General features: G+C 60.8%; 21 protein-coding genes and 1 pseudogene. 13 read left to right on the plus strand and 9 right to left on the minus strand.

Annotated elements, in window-relative coordinates; genetic code table 11:
• Positions 1-150: 150 nt before the first annotated feature.
• The 7 genes from IFT66_RS17115 (at position 151) to IFT66_RS17145 (ending at position 6,881) form a co-directional block, all read left to right on the plus strand.
• Positions 151-786, plus strand: a complete 636-nt coding sequence (locus tag IFT66_RS17115) for a TetR/AcrR family transcriptional regulator (RefSeq protein ID WP_174197842.1) — start codon at positions 151-153, stop codon at positions 784-786.
• A gap of 41 nt (positions 787-827) precedes the next feature.
• Positions 828-1,679 (plus strand): metallophosphoesterase, encoded by an 852-nt coding sequence (locus IFT66_RS17120; RefSeq protein ID WP_192078323.1) that lies wholly within the window; start codon positions 828-830, stop codon positions 1,677-1,679.
• A 29-nt stretch (positions 1,680-1,708) separates the two neighbouring features.
• On the plus strand, positions 1,709-3,007 hold the full coding sequence (locus IFT66_RS17125) for an ABC transporter substrate-binding protein (RefSeq protein ID WP_192078324.1): 1,299 nt from the start codon (positions 1,709-1,711) through the stop codon (positions 3,005-3,007).
• 89 nt (positions 3,008-3,096) lie between these two features.
• The gene (locus tag IFT66_RS17130; RefSeq protein WP_192078325.1) at positions 3,097-3,816 is read left to right on the plus strand and encodes a tyrosine-protein phosphatase; all 720 of its coding nucleotides are present in this window, start codon (positions 3,097-3,099) and stop codon (positions 3,814-3,816) included.
• Positions 3,817-3,891: 75 nt separating this feature from the next.
• Positions 3,892-4,812, plus strand: a complete 921-nt coding sequence (locus tag IFT66_RS17135; protein WP_092662735.1) for a carbohydrate ABC transporter permease — start codon at positions 3,892-3,894, stop codon at positions 4,810-4,812.
• On the plus strand, positions 4,802-5,674 hold the full coding sequence (locus tag IFT66_RS17140; RefSeq protein WP_113167712.1) for a carbohydrate ABC transporter permease: 873 nt from the start codon (positions 4,802-4,804) through the stop codon (positions 5,672-5,674). Before IFT66_RS17135 ends, IFT66_RS17140 begins: the two co-directional genes overlap by 11 nt.
• A gap of 85 nt (positions 5,675-5,759) precedes the next feature.
• Complete coding sequence (locus IFT66_RS17145) at positions 5,760-6,881, plus strand: ABC transporter ATP-binding protein (RefSeq protein WP_192078326.1); 1,122 nt, start codon at positions 5,760-5,762, stop codon at positions 6,879-6,881.
• Between the two features lie 210 nt (positions 6,882-7,091).
• Here IFT66_RS17145 and treS read toward each other — a convergent pair whose 3' ends face one another.
• The 8 genes from treS to IFT66_RS17185 form a co-directional block, all read right to left on the minus strand.
• On the minus strand, positions 7,092-9,158 hold the full coding sequence (treS, locus tag IFT66_RS17150) for a maltose alpha-D-glucosyltransferase (RefSeq protein WP_062577695.1): 2,067 nt from the start codon (positions 9,156-9,158) through the stop codon (positions 7,092-7,094).
• Positions 9,159-9,582: 424 nt separating this feature from the next.
• On the minus strand, positions 9,583-11,235 hold the full coding sequence (locus IFT66_RS17155; RefSeq protein WP_192078327.1) for a dihydroxyacetone kinase subunit DhaK: 1,653 nt from the start codon (positions 11,233-11,235) through the stop codon (positions 9,583-9,585).
• Positions 11,236-11,246: 11 nt separating this feature from the next.
• Positions 11,247-12,242 carry an ATP-binding cassette domain-containing protein gene (locus tag IFT66_RS17160; protein ID WP_192078328.1) on the minus strand — a complete coding sequence of 332 codons (996 nt, stop codon included), beginning with the start codon at positions 12,240-12,242 and terminating at the stop codon, positions 11,247-11,249.
• Positions 12,235-13,332: an ABC transporter ATP-binding protein gene (locus IFT66_RS17165; RefSeq protein WP_192078329.1), complete on the minus strand. Its 1,098-nt coding sequence runs from the start codon at positions 13,330-13,332 to the stop codon at positions 12,235-12,237. Before IFT66_RS17165 ends, IFT66_RS17160 begins: the two co-directional genes overlap by 8 nt.
• 3 nt (positions 13,333-13,335) lie before the next feature.
• Positions 13,336-13,524 carry a hypothetical protein gene (locus IFT66_RS17170; protein ID WP_192078330.1) on the minus strand — a complete coding sequence of 63 codons (189 nt, stop codon included), beginning with the start codon at positions 13,522-13,524 and terminating at the stop codon, positions 13,336-13,338.
• On the minus strand, positions 13,521-14,465 hold the full coding sequence (locus tag IFT66_RS17175) for a carbohydrate ABC transporter permease (RefSeq protein WP_062577702.1): 945 nt from the start codon (positions 14,463-14,465) through the stop codon (positions 13,521-13,523). The genes IFT66_RS17170 and IFT66_RS17175 overlap by 4 nt, the downstream gene beginning before the upstream one ends.
• Entirely contained in the window at positions 14,462-15,409 is a 948-nt protein-coding gene (locus IFT66_RS17180; protein ID WP_062460076.1) for a carbohydrate ABC transporter permease, read from the minus strand. Before IFT66_RS17180 ends, IFT66_RS17175 begins: the two co-directional genes overlap by 4 nt.
• A gap of 211 nt (positions 15,410-15,620) precedes the next feature.
• Positions 15,621-16,907 (minus strand): ABC transporter substrate-binding protein, encoded by a 1,287-nt coding sequence (locus IFT66_RS17185; RefSeq protein ID WP_062460537.1) that lies wholly within the window; start codon positions 16,905-16,907, stop codon positions 15,621-15,623.
• Positions 16,908-17,222: 315 nt separating this feature from the next.
• Here IFT66_RS17185 and IFT66_RS17190 point away from each other — a divergent pair, with 315 nt between their 5' ends.
• The 3 genes and pseudogenes from IFT66_RS17190 (at position 17,223) to IFT66_RS23950 (ending at position 19,350) form a co-directional block, all read left to right on the plus strand.
• Positions 17,223-18,245, plus strand: a complete 1,023-nt coding sequence (locus IFT66_RS17190; RefSeq protein ID WP_192078332.1) for a LacI family DNA-binding transcriptional regulator — start codon at positions 17,223-17,225, stop codon at positions 18,243-18,245.
• A gap of 188 nt (positions 18,246-18,433) precedes the next feature.
• Positions 18,434-18,624 (plus strand): annotated as a pseudogene (locus IFT66_RS23580) (ribokinase); the annotation flags it as partial.
• Between the two features lie 468 nt (positions 18,625-19,092).
• Positions 19,093-19,350 (plus strand): DUF3253 domain-containing protein, encoded by a 258-nt coding sequence (locus IFT66_RS23950; RefSeq protein WP_192078333.1) that lies wholly within the window; start codon positions 19,093-19,095, stop codon positions 19,348-19,350.
• A 154-nt stretch (positions 19,351-19,504) separates the two neighbouring features.
• Here the strand turns inward: IFT66_RS23950 and IFT66_RS17205 are convergent, their stop codons facing one another.
• Entirely contained in the window at positions 19,505-20,155 is a 651-nt protein-coding gene (locus IFT66_RS17205) for a DUF2461 family protein (RefSeq protein WP_062577706.1), read from the minus strand.
• A gap of 230 nt (positions 20,156-20,385) precedes the next feature.
• On the opposite strand from IFT66_RS17205, the gene IFT66_RS17210 reads away from it, so the two are divergent.
• From IFT66_RS17210 to IFT66_RS17220, 3 genes are all read left to right on the plus strand, one after another.
• Entirely contained in the window at positions 20,386-20,538 is a 153-nt protein-coding gene (locus IFT66_RS17210) for a DUF2256 domain-containing protein (RefSeq protein ID WP_342344795.1), read from the plus strand.
• Between the two features lie 440 nt (positions 20,539-20,978).
• Positions 20,979-22,055 carry a LacI family DNA-binding transcriptional regulator gene (locus tag IFT66_RS17215; protein ID WP_062577710.1) on the plus strand — a complete coding sequence of 359 codons (1,077 nt, stop codon included), beginning with the start codon at positions 20,979-20,981 and terminating at the stop codon, positions 22,053-22,055.
• Positions 22,056-22,121: 66 nt separating this feature from the next.
• Positions 22,122-23,408 carry an extracellular solute-binding protein gene (locus IFT66_RS17220; RefSeq protein WP_192078334.1) on the plus strand — a complete coding sequence of 429 codons (1,287 nt, stop codon included), beginning with the start codon at positions 22,122-22,124 and terminating at the stop codon, positions 23,406-23,408.
• Positions 23,409-23,465 lie beyond the last annotated feature (57 nt).

The following is a 23,465-nucleotide window of genomic DNA, read 5'->3' on the forward strand; positions in this document are numbered from 1 at the left end:
CTTTCAGGAGACGGGCGTTCTCGCGGGCCTGCCCGACCCGATTTGCGCGAGAGGCGTGGTCTCCGCGCCAGCCTTCTCCTTGACCTTCACTCGGATGTCACAGAAATTGCGCTACGCAACCGTATGATAGCAAGCCATACGCGAGAGAAATTGCGCACTGCGTGCGAGCAACTGCTGTCGGCTGCTCGGCACCCCGATGACGTGACGGTTCGAACGATCACCTGTCGGGCGGGCACCAATGTCGCGGCGGTCAACTATCATTTCGGAACCCTTCAGCACCTGATTTTTTCGGCTGCCGAGCGCGTCTACCTCCGCCTTAATGCGGAGCGCCTGGCATTGCTTCAGGCGGCGGTTCAACGGGCCGATCCGGCGCCTGCCTGCGCCGGCGATCTTATCGCAGCGCTTGTCGGGCCATCCATCCGCTGGAGCCTCGATCCCCATTCCAGTTACGGGGTGCTCCGTCATCTGACGACGCTGGCACAATCCAGCGACGACCCAGAAATATTCCGGCCGATGGTTGAGGATATCGAGCATCATCGCCAGTTCGTCCCGCATTTCAGAAAAATCGCGCCGTGGCTGAGCGAGGTCGATGTCGGGTTCCGCATCTCGTGCCTTCTCGGGGTGCGCACGCAGATGACGCGAAGCCGCGGCCGTACCGACGAACTGACGGACCACCAGCTCGATCTCGGAAATGCCAGCAGCATCATTGCCCTCGTTGTTGCGGCAACGGAGCCGATGTTTACCACGCCGATTTCAAACAGCGTTTCAAAGCCGTCATCCCGCTGAGACGGGAAGCGCCTAGACAGGCTCCAACGCAGGAGCTCCCCATGGTCGAAACGACGTTCATCCACATCACCGATCTGCATGTCGGCAATCCTTCCGTCGCCGATAGCCATCTGTTCAGCGACACCTCGGCCACGCTTTCGCGCGTGCTCGCGCTGATCGGATCGATGGAGCAGAAGCCGCAGTTCATTATCGCCAGCGGCGATCTCACCAATCGCGGCGATGTCGAGAGCTACCGCCAGCTGCGGTCGTTGATGGCGGCCACCGACGTGCCGGTCGTCTACGCGATCGGCAATCACGACACGCGCGCCGGCTTCTACCAAGGCATGCTTGACCGAACCAGCGATCTCGATGCCCCCTATGACCACGACCAGGTGATCGGTGGCATCCATATCGTCACGCTCGACACCACGACCCCCGGCGAGATCGGCGGCAGCCTGACGCCGGCGCAATTCGCCTGGCTCGCTCAGGCGCTCGACCGGCACGGCGATCTGCCCAAGCTGATCGTTGCCCACCATGCCCCGGTGCTGGGCGACGCTGTTCCGTGGGACCACTGGCGCACGATCGAGTTCAGCCAAAGCCAGCAGCTGGCCGGCGTGCTCAAGGGCCGCAACATCCTCGCGATCCTCTCCGGCCATATCCATCACGACCGGTTCTCCTCATGGCATGGCATCCCCGTCATCGTCGGCATGGGCCAGCATGCGGCGACCGATATCCTGACGACAGACATCCTGCGCATGGTCGAAGGCGCCTCCTTCGGGATCGGCACCATTCGTACCTCGGGCCTGACCATGGCGCTCGTTCCCCTGCCGCAGACCCGCAACGAACTCAACCGCTACGACCTGTCCCTGCTGCGCCATAAGCAGGATGCGGCCATGGCGGGCGCCACCGAATGACCAACTTCTCTCAACAGGAGCTTCCCGCGATGAGAAAACGCACCTTCCTCGGCCTTGCGGTCGCCGCAGTCCTCGGTGCCGCCGGAACAACCGGCGCCGCGCATGCCGAAATGGCCGCCGAGATTACCAAGCCGGTGACCATCACTTTCTACAACTACAACCTCGCCACGGCGAGCGCCGGTGCCGACGCCACCCGCGAGATGATCGCCAAGTTCGAGCAGGAAAACCCGCTGATCAAGGTGAAGACTGTCGGAGTTCCCTCCAACGACATCATCACGCGCCTGCAGGCCGATATGGCCGCCGGCATGCAGCCCGACGTTGCCCAGCTGGTGTTTCGCGACCTCATCTATCTTGCCTCCGATCTGGGTGCACAGCCGCTCGAGGACATGGCCGGGGCCAAGGGCTACGCTGCCCTTACCGACGGACTGATCCCGCGTGGCGTCGACCTCGGCAAGATCAACGGCAAGACCTATGGGCTTGCCTATACGTTCTCGACGCCGATCCTCTACTACAACGCTGATCTCTTCCGCAAAGCCGGCCTCGATCCCGAGACGCCACCCAAGACCTGGGCCGAGGTGAAGACGGCAGCCGAAGCCATCGTCGCCAAGACCGGCGCGGACGGCTTCTTTCCGGGCGCTTATGGCCCGACAGACGGCACCTTCGTCTATCAGGCGATCCTGATGTCGAATGGCGGCAAGGTCCGCGATGGCAACACGCTGACCTTCGCCGACAAGAATGGCATTGAAGCGGTGCAGATGCTGCGCGACATGGTCGACAGCGGCGCCCATGCCCGCCTCGACCCGGCCAATCCGCAGGAGGCTTTTGCCGCCGGCCGGCTGGGCATGTATCTCTACACCAGCGCCCTGCAGAACTCCTTGTCCAAATCCGCCGACGGCAAGTGGGAACTGCGCGTGACCGGCATGCCGGCCTTCGGGACCAAGCCGACAGCACCCACCAATTCGGGCTCGGCGCTCTATGCCTTCTCGCAGGATCCGGTCAAGCAGCGCGCCGCCTACGAGTTGATGAAGTTCCTCACCTCCGACTACGGCTACACAATCATCACCTCGAAGATCGGCTATCTGCCGCTTCGCCTCAACATCGTCGACGATCCAAAGCTGCTCGGCCCCTGGACGGCGACGCACCCGCTGATCCGTCCGAACCTCGAACAGCTGTCGCGTCTAACCCCCAATGTCGCCTTCCCCGGCCCGAACTATCGCCAGGCCGAAGCGATGATGAAGGAAGCCGTCTCGGAGGCCGTGCTCGGTCCCAATGACGTGGTGAAGACCCTGACCGAGGCGCAGGCCAATGCCCAGGCGCTGATGCCCTGAGCACGCGCGAGTGGGGGCGTTGCATCCGCGACGACGCGCGCCCCCACTTGAACCAAGACAAACAGACCGAAGCACAGCAGGAGGCCGCCATGCGTCACTGGACGCTGCCTGACACCCACAACATCCGCGACCTCGGTGGTTACAATCGGCAGGCCGGCGGCACCACGCAATGGCGCCGGATCCTGCGCGCGGAAGCACTGCACCCGCTCAATGGCGAGAGCCTGGCGACGCTTGTCGCCGATGATCTCTCGCTCGTTATCGACCTGCGCGGGCCGCACGAGACTGCGGTCACCAGCCACCCCTTCATCGGCCACGAGACGGTGTCCTACCGCAATATCGTGCTCTTCGACGCGCTGGCGCCGATCGCAATGGTGCGGCAGCCCTTCGACATGGCGGAGCGCTATTGCAGCGCGCTGGATCATTGTGGCGCGCAGTTCGCCACGGTCTTTCGCGCCATCGGGCAAGCCCGGCCGGGGATGGTGCTGTTCCACTGCACGGCCGGCAAGGACCGCACCGGCGTCGTCGCTGCCATGCTTCTGGCCACCGCCGGCGTCTCGCATGCCGACATCGTGGCCGACTATGCGCTCACGGCCTCCGCTGAGGGCCTGATCGCGCAGCTTCGCGCCCGTTCGCTTGCGGCCGGCATCGATGCCGGCCATGTCGATCGGATGCTCGCCAGCGACGCCGCAACGATGGAGGCCTTCCTCGCCTTTCTCGATGCGGCGCATGGCGGGATCGCGGCCTATCTTCAACGGATCGGCCTCACGCCCGCGGAGATCGAAGCGCTGACGGACCGTCTGTGCGCGTAAGACACCCGTCGCCCGAATTGCCACGACCGGACCGACGGAAAAGGCCAACGCCTTTCAAACCCACTGGAGCGTAGAATGGCCTTGGCCACACAAGTACCGACCCGCCGCAGACGGATGACCCAGTCGCGCTGGGCACCCTGGCTCTACCTGTCTCCGGCCATCATCCTGCTTGTGGTTTGGATCTACTGGCCGCTGGTCGATGCGCTGCGTCTGAGCTTCTACCAGTGGAACATGCTGCCCAATTCGCCGCAGATCTATGTCGGCTGGAACAACTACACGCGCATCTTTGCCCTGCCCAAATTCTGGCAGTCGCTGCGCAATACCGGGATCTACATTTTCGGTCTTTTGCCGCTGGCCGTGCTGATCCCGCTGGCGATCGCCATCTATACTCATGACCTTCCCGAGCGCTCGCGCAACATCTACCGCGCCATCATCTTCGTGCCGATGATCATCGCGCCGGTGGTGGCCGCCGCCGTCTGGCGCTGGCTGCTCGATCCCGGCTACGGCCTAGTCAACCAGATGCTCCAGGGCATCGGCTTCAAGCCCGTGAAGTTCCTCTCCGATCCCAACACCGCCATCTGGACCGTCATCCTGATCACCGGCTGGAAGCTGATCGGGTTTTCGACGCTGATCCTGTCTGCCGCCAATGCCAACATCAACCCCTCCCTGGTGGAGGCCGCGCGCATGGACGGCGCCAGCAAATGGGAGATCATCCGCGACATCCGCCTGCCGCTGCTCAGTTCCACGGCCCTGTTTCTGGTCGTCATGACGATCCTGCTCGGCGCGCAGTGGAGTTTCACCTACATCAACGTGCTGACAGGCGGCGGCCCGCTCGGCTCCACCTCCAACATCTACTATCTCCTTTGGGATTTCGGCTTCTCCACCATGTCGGTGGGCTGGGGCTCGGCTGCGGCCGTCATCCTTTTCCTCGGCTTCGGCGCAGTGGCCTTTGTGCTCTTCCGCCTGATCGACAGGTATACTTTCCATGACAACTGACGTCCTGCACGCGCCCCGCCCGATGGCGCGCCCGCTTCGTCGCATCTCGGACAAATCCGGCCTCGACACCGCGGCCGGGCACGTCCTCATGGTCCTTCTGTCGATCCTGTGCCTTTTCCCGGTCTACTGGATGCTGGCCAGTTCGCTGCGTCCCGCCAATGCCATGTTCGAGACGAGCCTATGGCCGACGAGCATGTCGCTCGACAATTACCGGCAGGCGCTGGAGGCCATCCCGATCGGCCGCATGCTGGTCAACACGCTGGTCTTTTCCGTCGTCTCCACGGCCTTTCAGCTTCTGACCGGGCTTCTTGCCGCCTTCGCCTTCGCCCGCTGGACATTCGCGCTCGACAAGCTGGTGTATAGCGCCGTGGCGTTGACCTGGCTGGTACCCTTTCAGGTGGTGATGATCCCGAACTATCTGCTGATTGCCCAGATGGGTCTGCTCGATAGCATCGTGGCGCTGATCCTGCCGAACCTTGTCTCGGCGCTTGCGATCCTGCTTCTTGCCCAGGCCATGCGCAGCTTCCCCCGGGAAGTCATCGAGGCGGCGCGGATGGACGGCGCACGCAACTGGCGGATCCTCTGGGAGGTGATGGTGCCCAATCTGCGCGGCACGATCGCCTCGCTTGCCATCCTCATCTTCATCTCGACCTGGAACGAGTATTTCTGGCCACTGCTGCTCAGCCGCACGGCCGAAAACTCCGTCATCCAGATCGGCATCCAGATGTTCATGACGGCCGAGGGCAACCAGTGGGGACCACTGATGGCAGCCTCGACGCTCGCAAGCCTGCCGGTCCTCGTCATCTACGTCCTCCTGCAGCGCCAGGTCGTCCAGTCCTTTATGAAATCCGGTATCCGCTGATGCGCGGCAGACCCATTCTCGCAGGCATCGGCCGCGACACGTCCACGATTGCACACCTGCACAACCGTCGTCCGGGAGACATCTGATGGCTGATCTGACACTCTCAAACCTGAAAAAATCCTATGACGGCAAGCCGGTCCTGCATGGCGTCGACATCACCATCCCCGATGGCCATTTCGTCGTCATCGTCGGTCCGTCGGGCTGCGGCAAGTCGACCCTCCTGCGCATGATCGCGGGACTGGAGGAGGTGACGTCAGGCACGATCTCCATCGGTGAAATGGTGATGAACGACATCGAGCCGGCCGATCGTGGCTGTGCCATGGTGTTCCAGAACTACGCGCTCTATCCGCACATGACCGTGCGCCAGAACATTGCCTATCCGCTTCGGATCGCCAAGCTGCCGCGGCCCGAGCGCGACCGCAAGGTCGAGGCTGTGGCGAGGATCCTGAACCTGACGGAGTATCTCGACCGGCGCCCGGCGCAGCTCTCCGGCGGGCAGCGGCAACGCGTGGCCATGGGCCGCGCTATGGTGCGCGAGCCCGACGTCTTCCTGTTCGACGAACCGCTGTCCAATCTCGATGCGCTGCTACGCGTCCAGATGCGCATCGAGATCAAGAAACTGCACCGACGCCTCAACGCGACGTCGGTGTTCGTGACGCATGACCAGGTCGAAGCGATGACGCTCGCCGACACGCTGATCGTGATGAATGCCGGCCGCGTCGAGCAGATCGGCTCGCCCGCTGAGGTCTACCGAAACCCGGCCTCGGTCTTCGTCGCCGGGTTCATGGGGGCGCCTGCCATGAACCTTTTCCCGGCCGCCATCGGGGCAGGCGGTGCTCTCGTCATCGATGCGACGGCTGGCGGGGTCGGCATCGGCCGGACAAGCCTTGCCGAAGGCACTCCGGTCACCGTTGGCGTCCGGCCCGAAAACCTCCTTCTGAGTGAAACTGCCGGAACCGGCCTTCAGGCGACGGTCGATTTTGTCGAGGAACTGGGTGGCTCGCGCGTCGCCTATTGCACCCTTGGCGACCGGGAGATCGCGGCGACCCTGCCACCTGGAGACCAGCAACTGGAAGGCCGGTCCGTCTGGCTGACCCTGCCGCCAGAGGCACTGCACCTCTACGACCGGATCACAGGACAACGCGTCGACGTGCCGGTCCATGCCGCCAGGAGCAACATCCCGAGCGCTTTCGAGCTGTCCATGTGATGTGATGCATGGAGGCAGCTTGATGTCGCCCGCTTGGTCCTGCGATCGGTTGCCACTCGACAGCAGGTGAAGGCGTCAGAGATCCCGTATCGCTGGATCACCGCCGGCCAAGCCGTGCAAAATCCCGTCAAGTATCACGTCCGCAAGCGGGTCGTAGACCCGCAAGCGAACGCACAAGCGCGGCTATTTGCAGAGATATGCGCGTGACATTTAGAGCGTCGGGAGCGTTCCAACAACTCTGAGGGATAGACCCTCGTAGGGCTCCAGATTGATAGTCAATGCGCCATCTTCTGTAAGGTCGCCTTCGATTGATTCCGCAATCATGTCGACGACAGGTCCTGGCCTGACGTTCTGCAAGATCACGACTTCGGAGATCGCCGAGGAGCTGAAATTCAGGGCGGTCACCTGCGTGCCTCGTAGATCCGGAAGTTCGTGGACCATGATGAGCAAACCTGGGGCGGTGGTATCAGGTATCGAGACTTGTCGACTGGCCGCGATCCCATAAGCTTCCCGAACGGCCAGCAGGCGTTTGAGCTGCGAGGCAAACGAGTCCGGCTGCGCGAGCTGCTCGCTGATCGGGCCGTATAGGGCGCGGGCACGCGGCATGCCGTCGGCGGAAAACTCCTCGCCAGAGTTCTGACCCGTCAGATCATAGGCGCCGCGTTCGATCCAGCGGGTGTCGCCGTCGGCCATCAGGTGCTGCACCTGAGCCGGCGTTAATGGCAAAGCGCCGACCAGATCCCATCCGGAAAGCGCGAATACGCCCGGCTGAAAAGCGTTGTACATCACCAGCAGAAGGTGAATTTTCTGGATCAGCTTTGTCGTCTCGTCATCGATGCTTTCCAGGTCGGCAATGTCGAGGGCTGCGGCAATGACGCTCGCTGTCGTGCAGGCGATTCCGTTCGTGACAAAGGGAAGGTTATAGGGGGCGTTGGGTCCCGAAAGGCGCTCGCGTATTACGTCGCGAATATGCATGCGCAGCGTACGCCCCTGCCAGGTCTGGCCGGCAAAGGTGTAAATATCGTCTGCATGCAATGTCCAGAAATGCACGAGTTCCGTCGTCAGTTCATCGTGATTCTGAAGCGCATGAATAAGCGACGCAGGATCGATGCCAAATTCATGGACCATCCGCAGCATCATGCGCAAGAACTCGGTATTGCCTGTCAACAGCGCGTGATGATAGGCCGGGCGCGTGATAAAATCGTAGGACAGATCCGCTCCACCCTTCGACATCGCGGCAATATCATCGATCGTCAGGTTAAGCTCCTGAAACGAAAACCCGCCGGCCTTGCGGATCATGCCAGCGAGCAGTGCGTTGCCCGTCACGGAAAGCGGATGGCTTTCCGACCATGCCGGCCCCTCCACTCGGCGCTCGACGCCGAGAAATCCATTCGCGTCCAACCGCAGGCCACGGGCGCCCATCTGGTCGATCGAATGCAACGCATCGCCGATGATCATCTGTTGCGCGGCAAATGATGGATCCAGCCAGTTCAGGCTCGGCTGCCCCTCCTTGAAGTAGTGCAGGTAAACCCAGCGGCGCTCCTTGCCGTCGACGCCGGTAATCGGGCCGGTCGCACTCCAGTCCGTCTCTTTGACGCCGGGCTCGAAGAAAATGACCCGCTGGAGCTGGCCGACAATCAAGCCACGATCCCTCAGGTAGTCAACGGTATCGGCAGGCAGGTTGACCGCCTCCCGGCCCTCAGGCACGTCCGGAAGACGCTGCCATTCTTCCTCTGGAATTTCGACCATGTGATAGAGACCAGGGTAGGTCGAATGATTCATTTCGGCGAGCCGGAAATCCGGACCCTTGCCCGTGTGTGAAGGAATGACATCGTCAATGACAATGGCGTTGTGTGCAGCCGCCATGCGGCTGATGGCAACGAATTCCTCGTTCGTGCCGAAAGTCGGATCGATGTCGAAGCTTATTCTGTCGAAATTGCCGTCGATCGTCGGGCTGTAGACGCCGTCTTTCATACTGCCGGCACGTTTCATCGGTCCCGTGTGAATACCGCGTACGCCGATCGCCGAAAGGGCTGACCACAGATGTGCGTCGCCAAGGGTCTTGAGAACGGATTCGCCGGGCAACGGGATTACCGAAGGGGGATAGGCCGTCATCCATACCGATGCGATCGATGAAGCGACACGAGGCCGCGCCTCTGCATAGGGCCGCTGCCATAGGCGCGACTGCCCGCCGTAGGCCTCGGCAAATGTACGTGCTTGTTGCAACATCGACAAAGCGACGAGCTCTTCGATTGATTCATTGCTTGGTAGCGTCATTAATGCCTCGAAGCCGGAGCGGGAGTACAGGGATTATTGCAGGCCGATGCAGGTAGCAAGCCTCCCGAAAAGAGCCTGCCTATTGGAAACTGCATCCTCACTTACCCCGGAGTTGTCGGTTCTACCAACAGACTTCTTGCTTTCCTCACACCCAAAGCGTCCGAACACCGATAGCGCGACATCCTCAAATCCAGGTTTCGCGGTGCCCAGTAAAGAGCGGAGCTGCCGGCACACCCACTCTGCAAACCGCGTAAGTACCGAGTCGACGGTTCCTTTGGGTTTAAGGCGGTCGAGTTTTCAGATCGCTGCGCCATCAGGCCCCCGCAACCAAATCATCAAAAAGCACCCGTAGCTCTAAGCTGCGGGTGTTTTGCGTTGCGGCGGACCTCGCCCAGGATGGCTCCCGCCGCGCCGATCCCCGCCGTCAGTCCGCGGGTTTGTCCTCCGACCTGCTATGTCGAAGGGAGAGAAACTCGAAGAGACGCGCGACTGCCTCCGCGCCGGGATCGATGTGACCTTCGAGCTGCCGGGCATTCAGGTAAGCCGCCCGGCCTGCGCGTGCGTTGAGATAGGTTGCGGTCAGGTTGGCGCCGGCGCGGGCTGCACTGGCCGCTGCTGCAAAACCCTTGTCATAGGCGTCCAGTGCGGGCGAGAGCGCATCGACCATGGTGCGGTCGCCGAGCTCTGCGCCGCCGATTTCCTGCATGCGGGCAAGGCCGGCTTTGAGCGCGTCGCGCATGCCAAGCCCACTCGAGGCCCCATCGCCTGCCGCGGCAAAGAAGATGGCGAGCAAGACGCCGGAAGAGCCGCCCATGGTCTGGCTGAGTTCCTGGCCCATGGCGCGAAAGAGCTGGGTGTGATCTGCAAGCGGTAGCCGATCGAGGGCCTCGATCAGGGCACGCGCGGCGCTTGCAAGGGTCGAGCCGGTGTCACCGTCGCCGGATTTGGCATCGAGCGCGTTAAGGTGTTTTTCCGCCTCGATCAGGAGCTTGCAGCACTCTGTGAGGAATTGACGGGTGGGCAGATGCTGCGAGGCAAGCGGCGCGATCGGGGTCAGTCCATCGGGCAGGGCGATGACGTTGACGGGTCGCATCGCCGTCACGCCTGGCCATGCTGCAAGGCCGACCGGCTTGGCCAGCAAGTCGAGATCGGCCTTTTCCGCCGGCACTACGGAAATCGAAAAGCCCTGCATGTCGAGCGAGGTCATCATCGCAGCAGGCCCGACGATATGCGAGAGGCGCGCGCCGATCGCCGACTGAACCAGTTCGTTGACGACCACGGCCATTTCCAGCACGGAGGTGCCGCCGAGATTGTTGACAAGTACGACATGCGGCTTGTCCTCCATGCCCGCCGCAAGCCGGTCCACCATGGCGGCCACGGCGCCGCGCACGCCGTCATACTCGATCTGCTCCACACCCGCCTCACCGTGGATGCCAAGGCCGAGTTCGGCGTGACCTTCGGGAATGCGTTTTTCCTTCGGCGAGCCCGGCACGGTACAGGTGTCGAGTGCAATGCCGATCGAGCGGGTATTGGCGATCACCCGCCGCGCAGTGTCGATGACGTCATCAAGACTTGCGCCGTTTTCCGCCATCGCACCGGCGATCTTGTGGACGAAGAGCGTGCCCGCCACACCGCGGGACTGCGGCAGATCGGGGAGCGCGATGTCATCGTCCACGATCACCATGCCGACATTCAGCCCAAAGGCACGGGCGCGTTCGGCCGCAAGGCCGAAGTTCAGCCGGTCGCCTGTATAGTTCTTGACGATCAGCAGGCAACCGAGCGGGCCAGTCACCGCGAGGATTGCGGTCAGGATAGCGTCAACGCTCGGCGAAGCGAAGACATCACCACAGACGGCGGCTGTCAGCATGCCGCGTCCGACGAAACCGGCATGGGCCGGCTCATGGCCGGATCCGCCGCCCGAGACAATCGCGACCTTCGATTTGTCCCAGTCGGATCGCAACACGACGCGGATGTGCGGATAGCCGTCGAGGCGGCTCAGCGCTCCAGCCGAGGCCATGAGCATGCCATCGATCGCCTCGGTGACGGCATTTTCGCGGCTGTTGAGGAATTGAGACATGAGACCCTCCCTTAGACGAGACGCATTCCGGCCGCATCGAAATAGATCGGCTCCTGCGGCTGGATTTTGATGATGTCGCCGCCCTTCAGGGCGGTGTGGGCATCGGTGACGGTGATGATCGGATATTCTCCAAGTGTGAGATGAAGACGCGTCTGGTCGCCGAGATGTTCCACCCGGACCACCTTGGCTTCCTGCCCTTCTCCCTGGAGAATATGCTCGGGCCGAAGCCCGATCGTATGGGCCGCCGCCGGTGCTTCGGGGAAGAGGTTTGCGGGGAGCACGTTGATGCGCGGCTGGCCAAGCCGGGTCGCGGCATAGATGCTGACCGGCGCTTCGTAGATCTCGCGCGGCGATCCGAACTGCACGAGGCGCCCTTCCTTAAGCACGCCGACATGGGTTGCCATGGTCATCGCCTCGATCTGGTCATGCGTCACGTAGAGGAAGGTGGCGCCGGACCGGGCCTGGATGTTCTTCAGTTCGACCCGAAGGTCGGCGCGGAGTTTCGCGTCGAGCGAGCTCAGCGGTTCATCCATGAGATAGATCTGCGGATTACGGACCAGCGCCCGGCCGATCGACACGCGCTGCATCTCGCCGCCCGAAAGGGCCGTTGCCCGGTTGTCGAGCTTGTGGGCGATCTGCAGGACCTCGGCGATTGCCTTCACCTTCTGGTCGATCACCGCCTGCGGCGTGCGCAACAACGGCGACTTCAGCGGAAATTCGAGGTTCTGCCGCACCGTCATGTGCGGGTAGAGGGAATATTGCTGGAAGACCATCGCGACATTGCGCTGTGCGGGCGTGAGCCCCGCCATGGACTGTCCGCCAATCCTGATGTCGCCGCTGTCCTGCGTGTCGAGGCCCGATACCAGGCGCAGCAGCGTGGTCTTGCCGGCTCCGGTCGGACCGAGAAGCACCACGAAGGCGCCGTCCGGTACGGTCATCGTCACGTCGTCGAGCGCGCGGGTGGCGCCAAACGACTTGCGGATGCTGGAGAGGACGACTTCAGCCACGGGTGAGGGCTCCTTCATTGCCTTCGGACACCAGTGCCATCCCGCTCTTGGCATCAAACAGGGTGAGTGAGCGGCGATCGAATTCAAGCCCGACGGGAACGTCCGTCCGGATGGCATCGCTCGACGCCGTCCGCGCCTTGATCTCTCCATGGGCCGTCTCGATCGTGACGATCTGTGTGGTGCCGAGATATTCGACGGCGGCCACCCGTCCGCGAAAACCGGCTGCGTCCGACAGGCGGACATGTTCCGGCCTGACGCCGAGCGTGAGCGCACCCTTGCGGCCTTCGCGGGATTTGGGAACCTCGATGCGGGACCCACCGATCGTCACCGCGTCGCCCCCGTCGTCGATCGCACCTTCGAATTCCAGGAACGACATCGGCGGCGAGCCGATGAATTTCGCCACGAACTTGGTTGCCGGCCAGTCATAGATCTGCTGGGGCTTGCCGAATTGCTCGATCACGCCATGGTTCATGACGACGATCTTGTCGCCCATCTGCATGGCTTCCAGCTGGTCGTGGGTGACATAAACGGTGGTCGCCCCCATGCGGTCATGCAGGGCGCGCAGCTCCTCCGCCATATGCTCGCGGAACTCCGCATCGAGCGCGCCGAGGGGCTCATCCATGAAGAAGGCCTTCGGCTGGCGCACGATCGCACGGCCGAGTGCGACGCGCTGGCGGTCGCCGCCCGAAAGCCCGCCGACCGATTTGTCGAGGATGGGCTCAATCTGCAGGATGCGGACGACTTCCGCCACGCGGCGATCGACTTCCGAGCGCGCTATGCCCTGGCTGACCAAGGGATAGGAGATGTTCTTGCGCACGTTCATGTGCGGATAAAGTGCAAACATCTGAAAGACGAAGGCGATGTCGCGCTCGCTCGCGCGCTTCATGCCGACCTCTTCGCCGCCGATATAGATCTCGCCACTGGTCGGCAGTTCAAGGCCGGCCATCATCCGCAGCGTCGTCGTCTTGCCGCAGCCGGACGGGCCGAGCAGCATGAAGAACTCTCCATCCTCGACGGTGAAGCTGGACGACTTCACCGCATTGAAGGCTCCGAAGTCCTTGCGCAGGTTCTCAACGCGAATCTGGGCCATGATCTACTCCGGAAAATGACTGACGACGATGAACATGACGGTTCCGATCAGCGTCACCGGAAAGGAGAAGGTAAAGAGTGTCAGCGAAAGCGGCTGCATGAGCATGATCACGCCGAGCGCGATCAGCGCCGAGGCGAACATCTCCCATTCGGATCGCCGGAACCGGCGCAGGCGGGCAAGGAAGTTGATCATTTGCGCACGGCTCCGAAGGTGATGCCGCGCAGCAGATGCTTGCGCAGCAGCACGGTGAAGATAATCACGGGCAGCAGGAACAGTGTCGCTGCAGCCGCAACGGCCGGCCAGTCGATACCGCCGCCAACCGACAGGATGGTCGGGATGAAGGGGGGCGCCGTCTGGGCATTGCCACTCGTCAGCAGGACTGCGAAAGCATATTCGTTCCAGGCGAAGATCAGGCAGAAGATCGCGGTCGAGGCGATGCCTGTTGCCGCCTGCGGCAGGACGACCTTGTAGAAGGCCTGGAAGCGGGTGTAGCCATCGATCAGTGCCGCTTCTTCGTATTCGCGCGGGATTTCGTCAATAAATCCCTTGAGCAGCCAGACCGACAACGAAAGGTTGACCGCCGTATAAAGCAGGATCATCCCGAGGTGCGTATCCGAAAGCCCCAACTGACGGAACATCAGGTAAATCGGGATTGCGACGGCGATCGGCGGCATCATGCGTGTCGACAGGATGAAGAACAGGAGGTCATCCTTGAGCGGCACCTTGAAGCGGCTGAAGGCGTAGGCTGCCAGCGTCCCGAGGAAGATCGACAGGAATGTCGAGCCAAAGCCGATGATGACCGAGTTCAGGAATCGTTGCCCGAAGCGCGACGGGCCCGAAATGATCATGCCCCTTTCCCGTGTGATCTTGTCATACCACGTGGTGGGTGCCGGCAGTTTGGCGAGGTCTTCCGCCGAGGGGCGCGACTGTGTCGTGAAGAGGTTTACGTAGCCTTCAAGCGTCGGCTCGAAGACGACCTTCGGCGGATAGCTGATCGAATCCGGGCCGGACTTGAAGCTCGTCGAAATGATCCAGATGAGCGGGATCAGCGTGATCACCGCATATAGTCCGACCAAGATGCCGGCAATCCACTTCGAGGCAGGCGACGGTTCGGTGACGGAATGGGCGCTCATCGTTCCTTAACCTTGTTCAGGGCCTTCACGTAGATGGAGGCGAGGCCGAATACCGTGACGAACAGGACAATTGCATAGGCGCTGGAATAGCCGGTCCGCCATTTCTCGAAGGCCTCGCGCTTGAGGTCGATCGAGGCGAGCAGCGTCTCGTCCCCCGGCCCGCCGCCGGTGAGGAGGACCACGAGGTCGAACATCCGGAAGTTCTCGATGCCGCGAAACAGGACTGCAAGCATCAGGAATGGCAGTGCCATTGGCAGCGTGATCGTCCAGAACTGCCGCCACTTCGATGCGCGGTCGACTTCCGCTGCTTCATAGATGTAATCGGGGATGGAGCGCAGTCCGGCGAGGCAGATCAGCATGACGAAGGGCGTCCACATCCAGGTGTCGACGATGACGATCGCCCAGCGCGCCCAGCCACCGGGGCCAAGCATCGAGAAGCTGTCGGCGGGAATGCCGGTCAGGAATTCGACGGCGTAGTTCACGAGGCCGATCTGCGGCTGGTAAAGGAAGGTCCAGAAGTTGCCGACCACGGCGGGCGAGAGCATCATCGGGATGACGATTAGTGTCGTCACCAGGTCGTTGCCCTTGAACTTGCGGTTGATCAGCCATGCCAGGGAGAAGCCGATCAGCACCTGGAAGGTGATCGTCCAGATGAGGAAATGGGCGGTCGTCTGCATGTTCGCCCAGGTGTCGGCGTCGGTGAGGATGCGCGTGTAGTTGCGCAATCCGACCCATTTCACCTCCGCGTTCGGCTTGTTCGCGGCAAAGTTCGTGAAGGACAGGCGGATCGTCCAGATCAGCGGAAATATGTTGACCGACAGAAGCAGGAAGATCGTGGGTGCTACGAAGATCCAGGCGATGGCCCTGTCGCTTAAGCCCCGGATGCGTCTGGCAACCGGTTGTGGCGTCGCACGGGCGAGGCGGTCTGCGGGTGTGTCGGTCATCGTCCGGATCCGTGTGGCGTTTCCAAAGGGCAACCGCATGCGGTGCCGTGGCCGGTGAGGCAACAAGGCAAAGCTCGGGTTGTGCCGGCAGGCTGGGTTTCTAAAGATGTGCAGGCGGCAACGCTGGCTTTGGACTTTCCCCCGGCATTGCCGGGGGAGAGATTAAGGGCACTGCCCCCGGATCAGGTCCAGGAGCCAGGCTTTTCTTCTGTCAGAGCTTGCCTTCGTCCTCGAACGTTTCCGTCCAGTCGGCAATCAACCCGTCCAGAGCTTCCTTCGCGGTGCCATTGCCAGCGACGACATAGTCGTGGAACCGCTTCTGCGATGCCTGCAGCAGCGTCGCATAGGACGGCTCGGCCCAGAAGTCCTTCACGATCGCCATGCTGTCGAGGAAGGTCTGTGCATAGGGCTGGCTCTTGGTAAAGTTCGGGTCTTCGACAACGGCGCGAAGGCACGAGAAGCCGCCCATGGACCACCATTTGTCCTGTACATCCTTCTGGGCGAACCATTTGATGTAGCCCAGTGCGCCGTCCATGTTGTCTGTATTGGCGACGACCGAAATGCCCTGGCCGCCGAGCTGGGCGAACTTCTCGCCACCGGGCCCTGCGGGATTGACGAGATAACCAGTCTTTCCGCCCCCGACATTCGGATCAGCCTCGAACCCCGGCCAGGTAAAGGCGAAGTTCATCTGCATGGCGACCTGGCCCGATTTGTAGGCGTCGATGCCTTCGCCCATGTAGGTGTTGGATGTGCCCGGTGCGACGCAGCAATCATAGAGCGACTTGTAGAATTCGAGACCCTTCACGGCGCCTGCGGAATCGACGAAGCCTTTCATGTCATAGGGCTTCTTCGGGTTTTCGTACTTGAAGCCATAGCTGTAGAGCACGTCCATCACGCCCATCGTGATGCCTTCAGAGCCACGTTCGGTATAGATCGAGGCGCCGTAGACGGTCTTGCCATCGATCTTGCGGCCCTGGAAGAATTCGGCGACCTGCTTCAGTTCGTCGAAGGTTGCGGGCGGCGTCAGGTCGCGACCGAACTTTTCCTTGAAGGCGGTCTTAATTTCGGGCCGCTCGAACCAGTCCTTGCGGTAGGTCCAGCCGACCACGTCCCCGAAGGCTGGCAGCGACCAGTAGTTCGGGGTGTTCTTCGGCCATTCGGAATAACCCGTGACGGTTGCCGGAACGAAGGCATCCATCTTGATGCCTTCCTTGTCGAAGAACTCGTTGAGCTTCACATACCAACCGTTCTCGGCGGCGCCGCCGATCCACTGGCTGTCGCCGATCATCAGATCGCAGAGCTTTCCGCCCGAGTTGAGTTCGTTGAGCATGCGGTCGGCGAAGTTCGGCCACGGGACGAACTCGAATTTCATCTTGATGCCGGACGACGCCTCGAAGCCCTTGCTGAGTTCGACGAGTGCGTTTGCCGGGTCCCATGCGGCCCAGCAGAGCGTCAGTTCCTTTTCGTCGGCATGCGCCATCATAGTGCCGAAACCCATCGAACAGGCGACCGTTCCGGCAGCAAGCAGACCTTTCACGTAAAGCGATTTCATCATGTCATCCTCCCAGCGCCGTCCGGTCTCCTGCGGATGGCGAAACGCCCTTGCGGGCCAAATGCCGGCTCCGGACCCTAATCTCTGGCCGGCCTCCTCCAGCGGAACGGGGTGTAATGGATGCCTCTCCCGAACCGAGATGGAGGCTAATTGATGTGCGCACCTCAAAGCAAGTGATTTTTGAGGTGCGCACATCAATTCTTGCGTTTGCTGATGTTTTGAAGGAAAGCTCTGGAAGGCGGAAATCATTGGGAAGTCGTCATGCGTCCAACAGCGAAGGATCTGGCCGAGGCTGCAGGCGTCAGCCTTGCAACGGTCGATCGTGTCTTGAACGAACGACCGAATGTGAGCCCGAAGGCAGCCCGGCTGGTCAATGACGCAATCGAGCGGATCGGCTTCGTTCGAAATCCGGCGGCTGTCAGCCTTGCCCGCAACAAGGTGTACCGCTTTCTCTTCCTGCTTCCGGCAAGCGGCGATCTATACCTCAAGGAGCTCCTGCGGCACGTTGAAGAGCTGACCGATGCGCTCAAGGGCGACCTCACCGAGATTGCCTACCGCCAGATCGGGATCGACGATGCGCACGGCGTGGCAAAGCTCCTCTCCAGCCTCGACAAGGAGGAGGTCGACGGCGTGGCTGTCATGGCGCCTGAATCGCCTCAGGTGCGTGACGCCATGGCGCGGCTTCTCCAGCGCAACATCAAGGTGGTGCAATTCCTGTCCGGTCAGGAAAAGCTGCCAGAGGCTGATTTCGTCGGCATCGACAACTTTGCGGCGGGTGCGAGTGCGGGCAAGCTGATGGGCATGCTGGCAGGTCCCCAGCCGGGAAAGGTCATGGTGATCGCGGAAACCATGCAGTCGCTCGACAGCATCCAGCGCCGCCTTGGCTTCGACCACGTGATCAACAGCGCCTTTCCGCATCTGACCTGTCTGCCCTCCATCGAAACCCACGCCGACGAGGCACGCAGCCGGCAGGTGATGGCCCGCGTGTTGGCCGGCAATCGCGATGTTTCCGGAATCTACGTGCTGAGCGCAGAGGCTCGCGTGCCGATCCTGGCTGCTGCCGGGAACGTCGATCTCGGCGGCATTGCCGTGGTTGTCCACGAGCGAACTCCCTTCACCGAACAGGCGCTCCGGGACGACCGTATCGATGCCGTGATCGCACAGGATCCGGGCCATGCGGTGCGCAGTGCAATTCGCATCATGCGCGCCCGCTCGGATGCCCGCGAGCCGCTCGCCGCACAGGAAAAGATCCGCATCGAAATTCTACTCAAGGAAAACCTTTGAGCCATATGAAGGGCGGCGCGCGCGATTGGTCAGAGGCTTTTATTTGGCCGGATGCGAAGCAAATAAACGAGCGTTTACATTTACTTGCGCCTGGCGGCGGGACTTCGGCGACCGGTGATGTGCAATAGGCAATTTTGGGAAAATCCAGAAAAGACTATGGCGGCCGTCGCCTCCAGACGGAAAGACAAATTTCTAAGACCGCACCCAGCCCCGCTGTCGTCGTTTTCGGCAGTCTCCATTACGACATCATCGTCAAATGTCCGGTCCGGCACGGCCGCGCAAAGGCGAAACAGTCACCGGCTCCGCCTGGAACCCGGCATGTTGCGGCAAGGGCGGCAACCGAGCGGTTTCCGCAGCCAAGGCCGGCGTGCGCTCGGCAACCCCGTATTCGGACAACGTCGAGATCTGCAGCGGCGTCCCGGTCATGATGCCTGCGACGCGGACGCGGGTTTTCGCCTCAAGTCCGATCAGCAATACCATCTATGACGCCTTCAGGTTCGTCACCACTGTTGCTATCGAGCAGTGGCTCAAGTATTCCAAGCTGACAATCAATGGCGCCTCCAAAGCCTCTGCGATGACGGGGTGGCGCATCGGTTAGATCTTGAGTAACGATCCGCTGCGTTTCCCGGCAACTGAGACAGCGTCAAAAGCCGCCGCATGGTTGAACGGTTTTCCATATCGCTTTGCCTGAACGAAGTAGCTCTCTCGCTTATTCAAAACGGAGCCGTCCAGCGCAACACCACCGCTGTAAGACATATTGCGCAGAGATGGTCTTGCCTGATGCTTTGCTGAGACAATGTAACTGTCAAATGACCCGCGAGACAGTTCAGTTAAATGGGGACGAGCCATGCGAGCGAATGCGGAATCGACCATTTTAAGTTTTGTCGTCAGTCGACCTGATGGGACGACGTGCCCGAGCGAAGTTGCGCGCAGCCTTGCAAATGATCACAACGCTCCGCTTGAGTGGCGTGACTACATGCCAGCCGTCCATGAAGCGGTTGATGCCTTGATTGCGCGACGAGAGATCACCCTTTCTTGGAGATCTGTCGTAATGGGGGAGAGAGCCGGTCCCTACCGTATAAGTGCTCGCAAGCAAAATCTCTAATGCCGAGACGTCTGCGGCCACCTTTTTAGCGTCCTAAACAATCTCAATGACAGGAAACCGATCAAGCACATCCCGACCGTGCTGATAGTCGCGAGCCTACTTTTTCATCTCTATAAGCTTCGGGTCAGTAAGTTTGCGCGTAAGAGCCTTCCGGTTATCGAGACTCGGGGAGCTTAGTCGTTGCCCGATTGATGTAATCGACCAGCGCGCGGGCAGCGGCGAATGATTTTACTATTTCCTCGACAAGATTGGAGGACACGAGCATCTCGTCAGAAACGTTGCGACAGGCTCCGAAGTTTTTGAGATTGAAAAAGTCGAGCGCGTCGTGATTTCTGACGTACCCGCTGGCGCTCAAATCATGACCGCCCGTCAGACCATTTGGGAAATATGTCCGAAATAATGGACCCTCGACGATCCCTCTCCATTTGCCGGTGTGGCTTGCGATTGTTTGCCGCAAAATGCGGGCAAGCCGTGGCGGGGGTAGCAGCGCTCCGCCTCCGCTGTATGAGCTGTGCGGAGAGATTTGCATGTAATATGTCGCGGCTGCGTTCTTCGAAGGCGAAACTCGCAACGTGATGCAGCAGGTGCCTTTCGAGATAGACGCGGCACTCAAACATTTGCGGGGATCTCGGTTGGCCTCATCTACGCGCTTGTCGATCGACCCTGTGCTATTAGCTAACGCTAGGGTGAATTCAATTAAGTCGCGGCGCGCGCAATCAAGTCTAGCTCGGTTGTCGTCGAGCCACTCGGCGCCGTGATTACTGGAGGCTTCCTCTAGAAATTCAAAAGTCGATCGGTTGATCATCCACTGTCTCAAACATGGCAAACCCGCCTGTCATAGGGCAGGCGGAACGTAAAGTGAACAGAAATAGCTCGAGCGGACATGAAAAGAGGTTGAAGTCGGGTGCTTCCAATCGCTTAGTGCTTCCCCAGATAGGGTAGGGCTCGTGGAATTGCCACTTCGGTAACTGAGCGGCGAGTGGTTCGTTCGCATTTCGTAAACACGTTGAATAGGAGAGGATCCATATGGCGAGAATGGTCAAGAAAGCGGATCTGCCGATAAAAACGTGTGCGACATGCGGAAAACCTTTTGCATGGAGGCTGAAGTGGGCCAAGAACTGGAGCGACGTGAAGTACTGTTCTGAACGCTGCCGCCGCTCTAAGCTCAAGCCATTACCCACGTCATGATCACGTTGCTAGCATAATAAAGCGTGCAAGACCCGTCGAACGGTGGGTGTGTTGGCGCACGAGCGTATCGCGCCCTCGCAGAAACCTGAACGTGGCCGCAGCAACGGAGGCGAGGAACGTTTGCTCGTCGATCCTCCCAGCTGCAAGTGACCCTACCATATAGCTCTCGATTTGAAGGAGCCACTTACTGGGGACGGGCTTTTTCAAGATCATGCAAAGCCATTGGGTCCGGAGCCTCCTCAGCATCCCGCTGTAGGCGAGACCGTGAAGCGGATCTCCCATACGCTGAAGGCAACAAAAGCTGCCTCCGACGGTCACCTATTCCCTTCCAGAAAGGACGCGACGATGCGATTGATTTCGCCTCCATTTGAGGGCTTGACAGCCCGTCGCTCGTGCTAATACGTATTAGCTAATACGATTTAGCAAGTGTAGGGTCCGCGATGAACCGCAAGTCCACGGGTGAACATTCGGCCGCCGCTGCACCGACAAGCGCTGATGTCGCACGCCTCGCGGGTGTCTCCCAAGCGACCATTTCCCTCGTGCTCAATGGCCGGGATAGTGCCGTGCGCATTTCTCCGGAGACACGGGAACGCGTGATGTCCGCCGCTGCCCAGTTGGGCTACACGCCCAATCATGCCGCCAGAAGCCTGCGGCAGCGCAGCACCAAGATCATCACTTTCATTCTGCCGACCTTGGAGAATCCGTACTTCCTAGAGATCGCGAGTGCGGCGCAAGCGGAAGCCAGTTTGCGCGGATATTCGGTCACGATCATTTCGTCCCGCAACGAACTGAGCGAGTTTCACACTGCGCTCTTGTTGCAAGGGGCGGCTTACGACGGGATCATCGTCGCAGGACACAATAACTGCGCTGCTCCGGAACTACCTGCTCTCGTAAAGCGCGGTGTCGGCGTTGTCGTGCTGCAGGAGCCTAGCCCCGCACCGGGAATTCAAAGCGTCCGCGTCGATCTTGAGAGAGGTGGATATATCGCCACCCGCCACCTCATTTCGCTTGGACATCGGCGCATCGCACACTTTACCCAGGCGTTGCGAAGTTCGCATGGCGGGCACGACCGTATCGATGGCTATATGCATGCGCTTTCCGAGGCTGGTCTGCCATTCGATGAAGATCTCGTTGTGGTGACCGAGAATTCGCTATCAGGCGGTGTCCTCGCCCTTGACCGCATCCTGGCGCTTGACGTCCCGCCGACGGCTCTCTTCGCCTATAACGACCGGCTCGCGATCGGCGCTTTGCATGGATTGCGCAAGCGCGGGCTGAGGGTGCCGGATGATTTCGCCGTCGTCGGTTTCGATGGCATTGCCTTCGGTGGCTTTACTGCCCCGACGTTGACAACAGTCGACAGCTCCCGGGAGGAGCTCGGGAAGCTGGCAATGCAAGCGGTCATAGATGCAATCGATAAGAAGGAAGGGCGGCAGGATCATCTGCTGCCCGTCAGGCTACTTGTGCGCGAATCGTGCGGTGGAACGGAGGTCGATTCGGAGGGAATGCCGCACAACTGAAAACGTGCCTTCCCGGCATGTGTGTCGAGGGAGGCGTTGGAAAATTGACACTCATGGGAGGAAGACATGACGCAATTTATCAATCGACGTACCATTTTGAAGACCGGCGCAGGTCTCGGCGCGGGGCTTGTGACCGGCGCGCTCGGCATGCCGGCGCTTGCACAGGAAAAACAGCTGACATTTGCCGTCTGGGGCGGCGATTCAGAAGTTGCTGGCTACAGGAACGTGATCGCCAAATTTGAAAGCGCCAATCCCGGCGTCAAGGTCAAGCTTGATGTGATGCCGTTCGCGCAATTCTACCAGCAGGTCGATACGCGCCTTGCGGGCCGCCAAGCGCCCGACCTCTTCCGCGTGACCTATCAGCAGATCGGGCGATACGCGAGCAACAAGGCCGCCATCGACCTTACGCAGTATCTCGAGAAGGACTTCGGCAAGGGCTTCACACCTGCCGTCTGGAGCGCCGTCAACGTCAAGGGCACTCCCTACGCGCTGCCGCATCACACCGATACGTTTGCCCTGTTCTACAACGAGGAACTGTTGGAAAAGGCCAATATCGCGGTACCGTCCAGCCTCGACGAAGCTTGGACATGGGCGGCGTTCATCGACAACGCCAAAAAGCTCAAGACGCAGGGCGGCTCATCCTATCCGTTCGCCATGAGCTGGCAGAACGGCGCCGTGCATCGCTGGATGTTCTATCTCTACCAGCATGGCGGGCGCTTGCTGAGCGAGGACCTGACGGCCTCCCGCATCACCGAGAAGGCCGGCATCGAGACGATTGCATGGACACAGAGCTGGTTCACCGAAGGACTGGTTCCGCCCAGCACCTCGGTCAAGAGCGCCGAGAAGGTGCAGAACCTGTTCGCCAACGGCACGATCGCCATGATGCTGAATGGCAATTGGCAGATTCCCTTCGTCGAGCAGCAGATGAAGGCCAAATGGGGCGTCACCTACCTGCCGCGTGACGTCGCAATGGCCGACGATCTTGGCGGCACCTGCGTCGCGGTTTCCCGCGATAGCAAGACGCCAGAATTGGCCGCCGAGTTTGTCAAATTCCTCGTCAACGAGGAAAACATGCGCAGCTTCGTCAATACGGCCCAGCTTCTGCCGGTGCGCACGTCGATTGTGGACAAGGGGATCGAGTTCTCTCTACGGCCGAATGAGATGAAGGTCTTCGTAGAGCAGACGAAGACCATTCCCGAACATCTCGTCAGTACGGTCATCCATCCCAACTGGGGCAGGTTCAACCCCAAGATGGCCGACGAGCTCGATCTGGCTTTTACATCCGGCCAGTCTGCGGAGCAGACAGCCGAGAATATCCAAGCCCATATCGAGCGGCTTCTGCTGCGGGCCTGAACGAATCGTTAAACCCCTGAAATCTTATCAAAGCGAATGCAGGTCATGGCCCCCACC

Origin of the sequence: Rhizobium sp. CFBP 13726 (assembly GCF_014841925.1) — a bacterium.
Lineage (GTDB): Bacteria > Pseudomonadota > Alphaproteobacteria > Rhizobiales > Rhizobiaceae > Neorhizobium > Neorhizobium soli.

Coding starts and splice junctions, on each gene's coding strand:
- IFT66_RS17130 (WP_192078325.1), top strand. CDS start 3,097: ATGCGTCACTGGACGCTGCCTGACACCCACAACATCCGCGACCTCGGT.
- IFT66_RS17140 (WP_113167712.1), top strand. CDS start 4,802: ATGACAACTGACGTCCTGCACGCGCCCCGCCCGATGGCGCGCCCGCTT.
- IFT66_RS17145 (WP_192078326.1), top strand. CDS start 5,760: ATGGCTGATCTGACACTCTCAAACCTGAAAAAATCCTATGACGGCAAG.
- IFT66_RS17135 (WP_092662735.1), top strand. CDS start 3,892: ATGGCCTTGGCCACACAAGTACCGACCCGCCGCAGACGGATGACCCAG.
- IFT66_RS17155 (WP_192078327.1), bottom strand. CDS start 11,235: ATGTCTCAATTCCTCAACAGCCGCGAAAATGCCGTCACCGAGGCGATC.
- IFT66_RS17220 (WP_192078334.1), top strand. CDS start 22,122: ATGACGCAATTTATCAATCGACGTACCATTTTGAAGACCGGCGCAGGT.
- treS (WP_062577695.1), bottom strand. CDS start 9,158: ATGACGCTACCAAGCAATGAATCAATCGAAGAGCTCGTCGCTTTGTCG.
- IFT66_RS17185 (WP_062460537.1), bottom strand. CDS start 16,907: ATGGGTTTCGGCACTATGATGGCGCATGCCGACGAAAAGGAACTGACG.
- IFT66_RS17180 (WP_062460076.1), bottom strand. CDS start 15,409: ATGACCGACACACCCGCAGACCGCCTCGCCCGTGCGACGCCACAACCG.
- IFT66_RS17210 (WP_342344795.1), top strand. CDS start 20,386: ATGGTCAAGAAAGCGGATCTGCCGATAAAAACGTGTGCGACATGCGGA.
- IFT66_RS17120 (WP_192078323.1), top strand. CDS start 828: ATGGTCGAAACGACGTTCATCCACATCACCGATCTGCATGTCGGCAAT.
- IFT66_RS23950 (WP_192078333.1), top strand. CDS start 19,093: ATGCGAGCGAATGCGGAATCGACCATTTTAAGTTTTGTCGTCAGTCGA.
- IFT66_RS17205 (WP_062577706.1), bottom strand. CDS start 20,155: ATGATCAACCGATCGACTTTTGAATTTCTAGAGGAAGCCTCCAGTAAT.
- IFT66_RS17175 (WP_062577702.1), bottom strand. CDS start 14,465: ATGAGCGCCCATTCCGTCACCGAACCGTCGCCTGCCTCGAAGTGGATT.
- IFT66_RS17125 (WP_192078324.1), top strand. CDS start 1,709: ATGAGAAAACGCACCTTCCTCGGCCTTGCGGTCGCCGCAGTCCTCGGT.
- IFT66_RS17190 (WP_192078332.1), top strand. CDS start 17,223: ATGCGTCCAACAGCGAAGGATCTGGCCGAGGCTGCAGGCGTCAGCCTT.
- IFT66_RS17215 (WP_062577710.1), top strand. CDS start 20,979: ATGAACCGCAAGTCCACGGGTGAACATTCGGCCGCCGCTGCACCGACA.
- IFT66_RS17165 (WP_192078329.1), bottom strand. CDS start 13,332: ATGGCCCAGATTCGCGTTGAGAACCTGCGCAAGGACTTCGGAGCCTTC.
- IFT66_RS17170 (WP_192078330.1), bottom strand. CDS start 13,524: ATGATCAACTTCCTTGCCCGCCTGCGCCGGTTCCGGCGATCCGAATGG.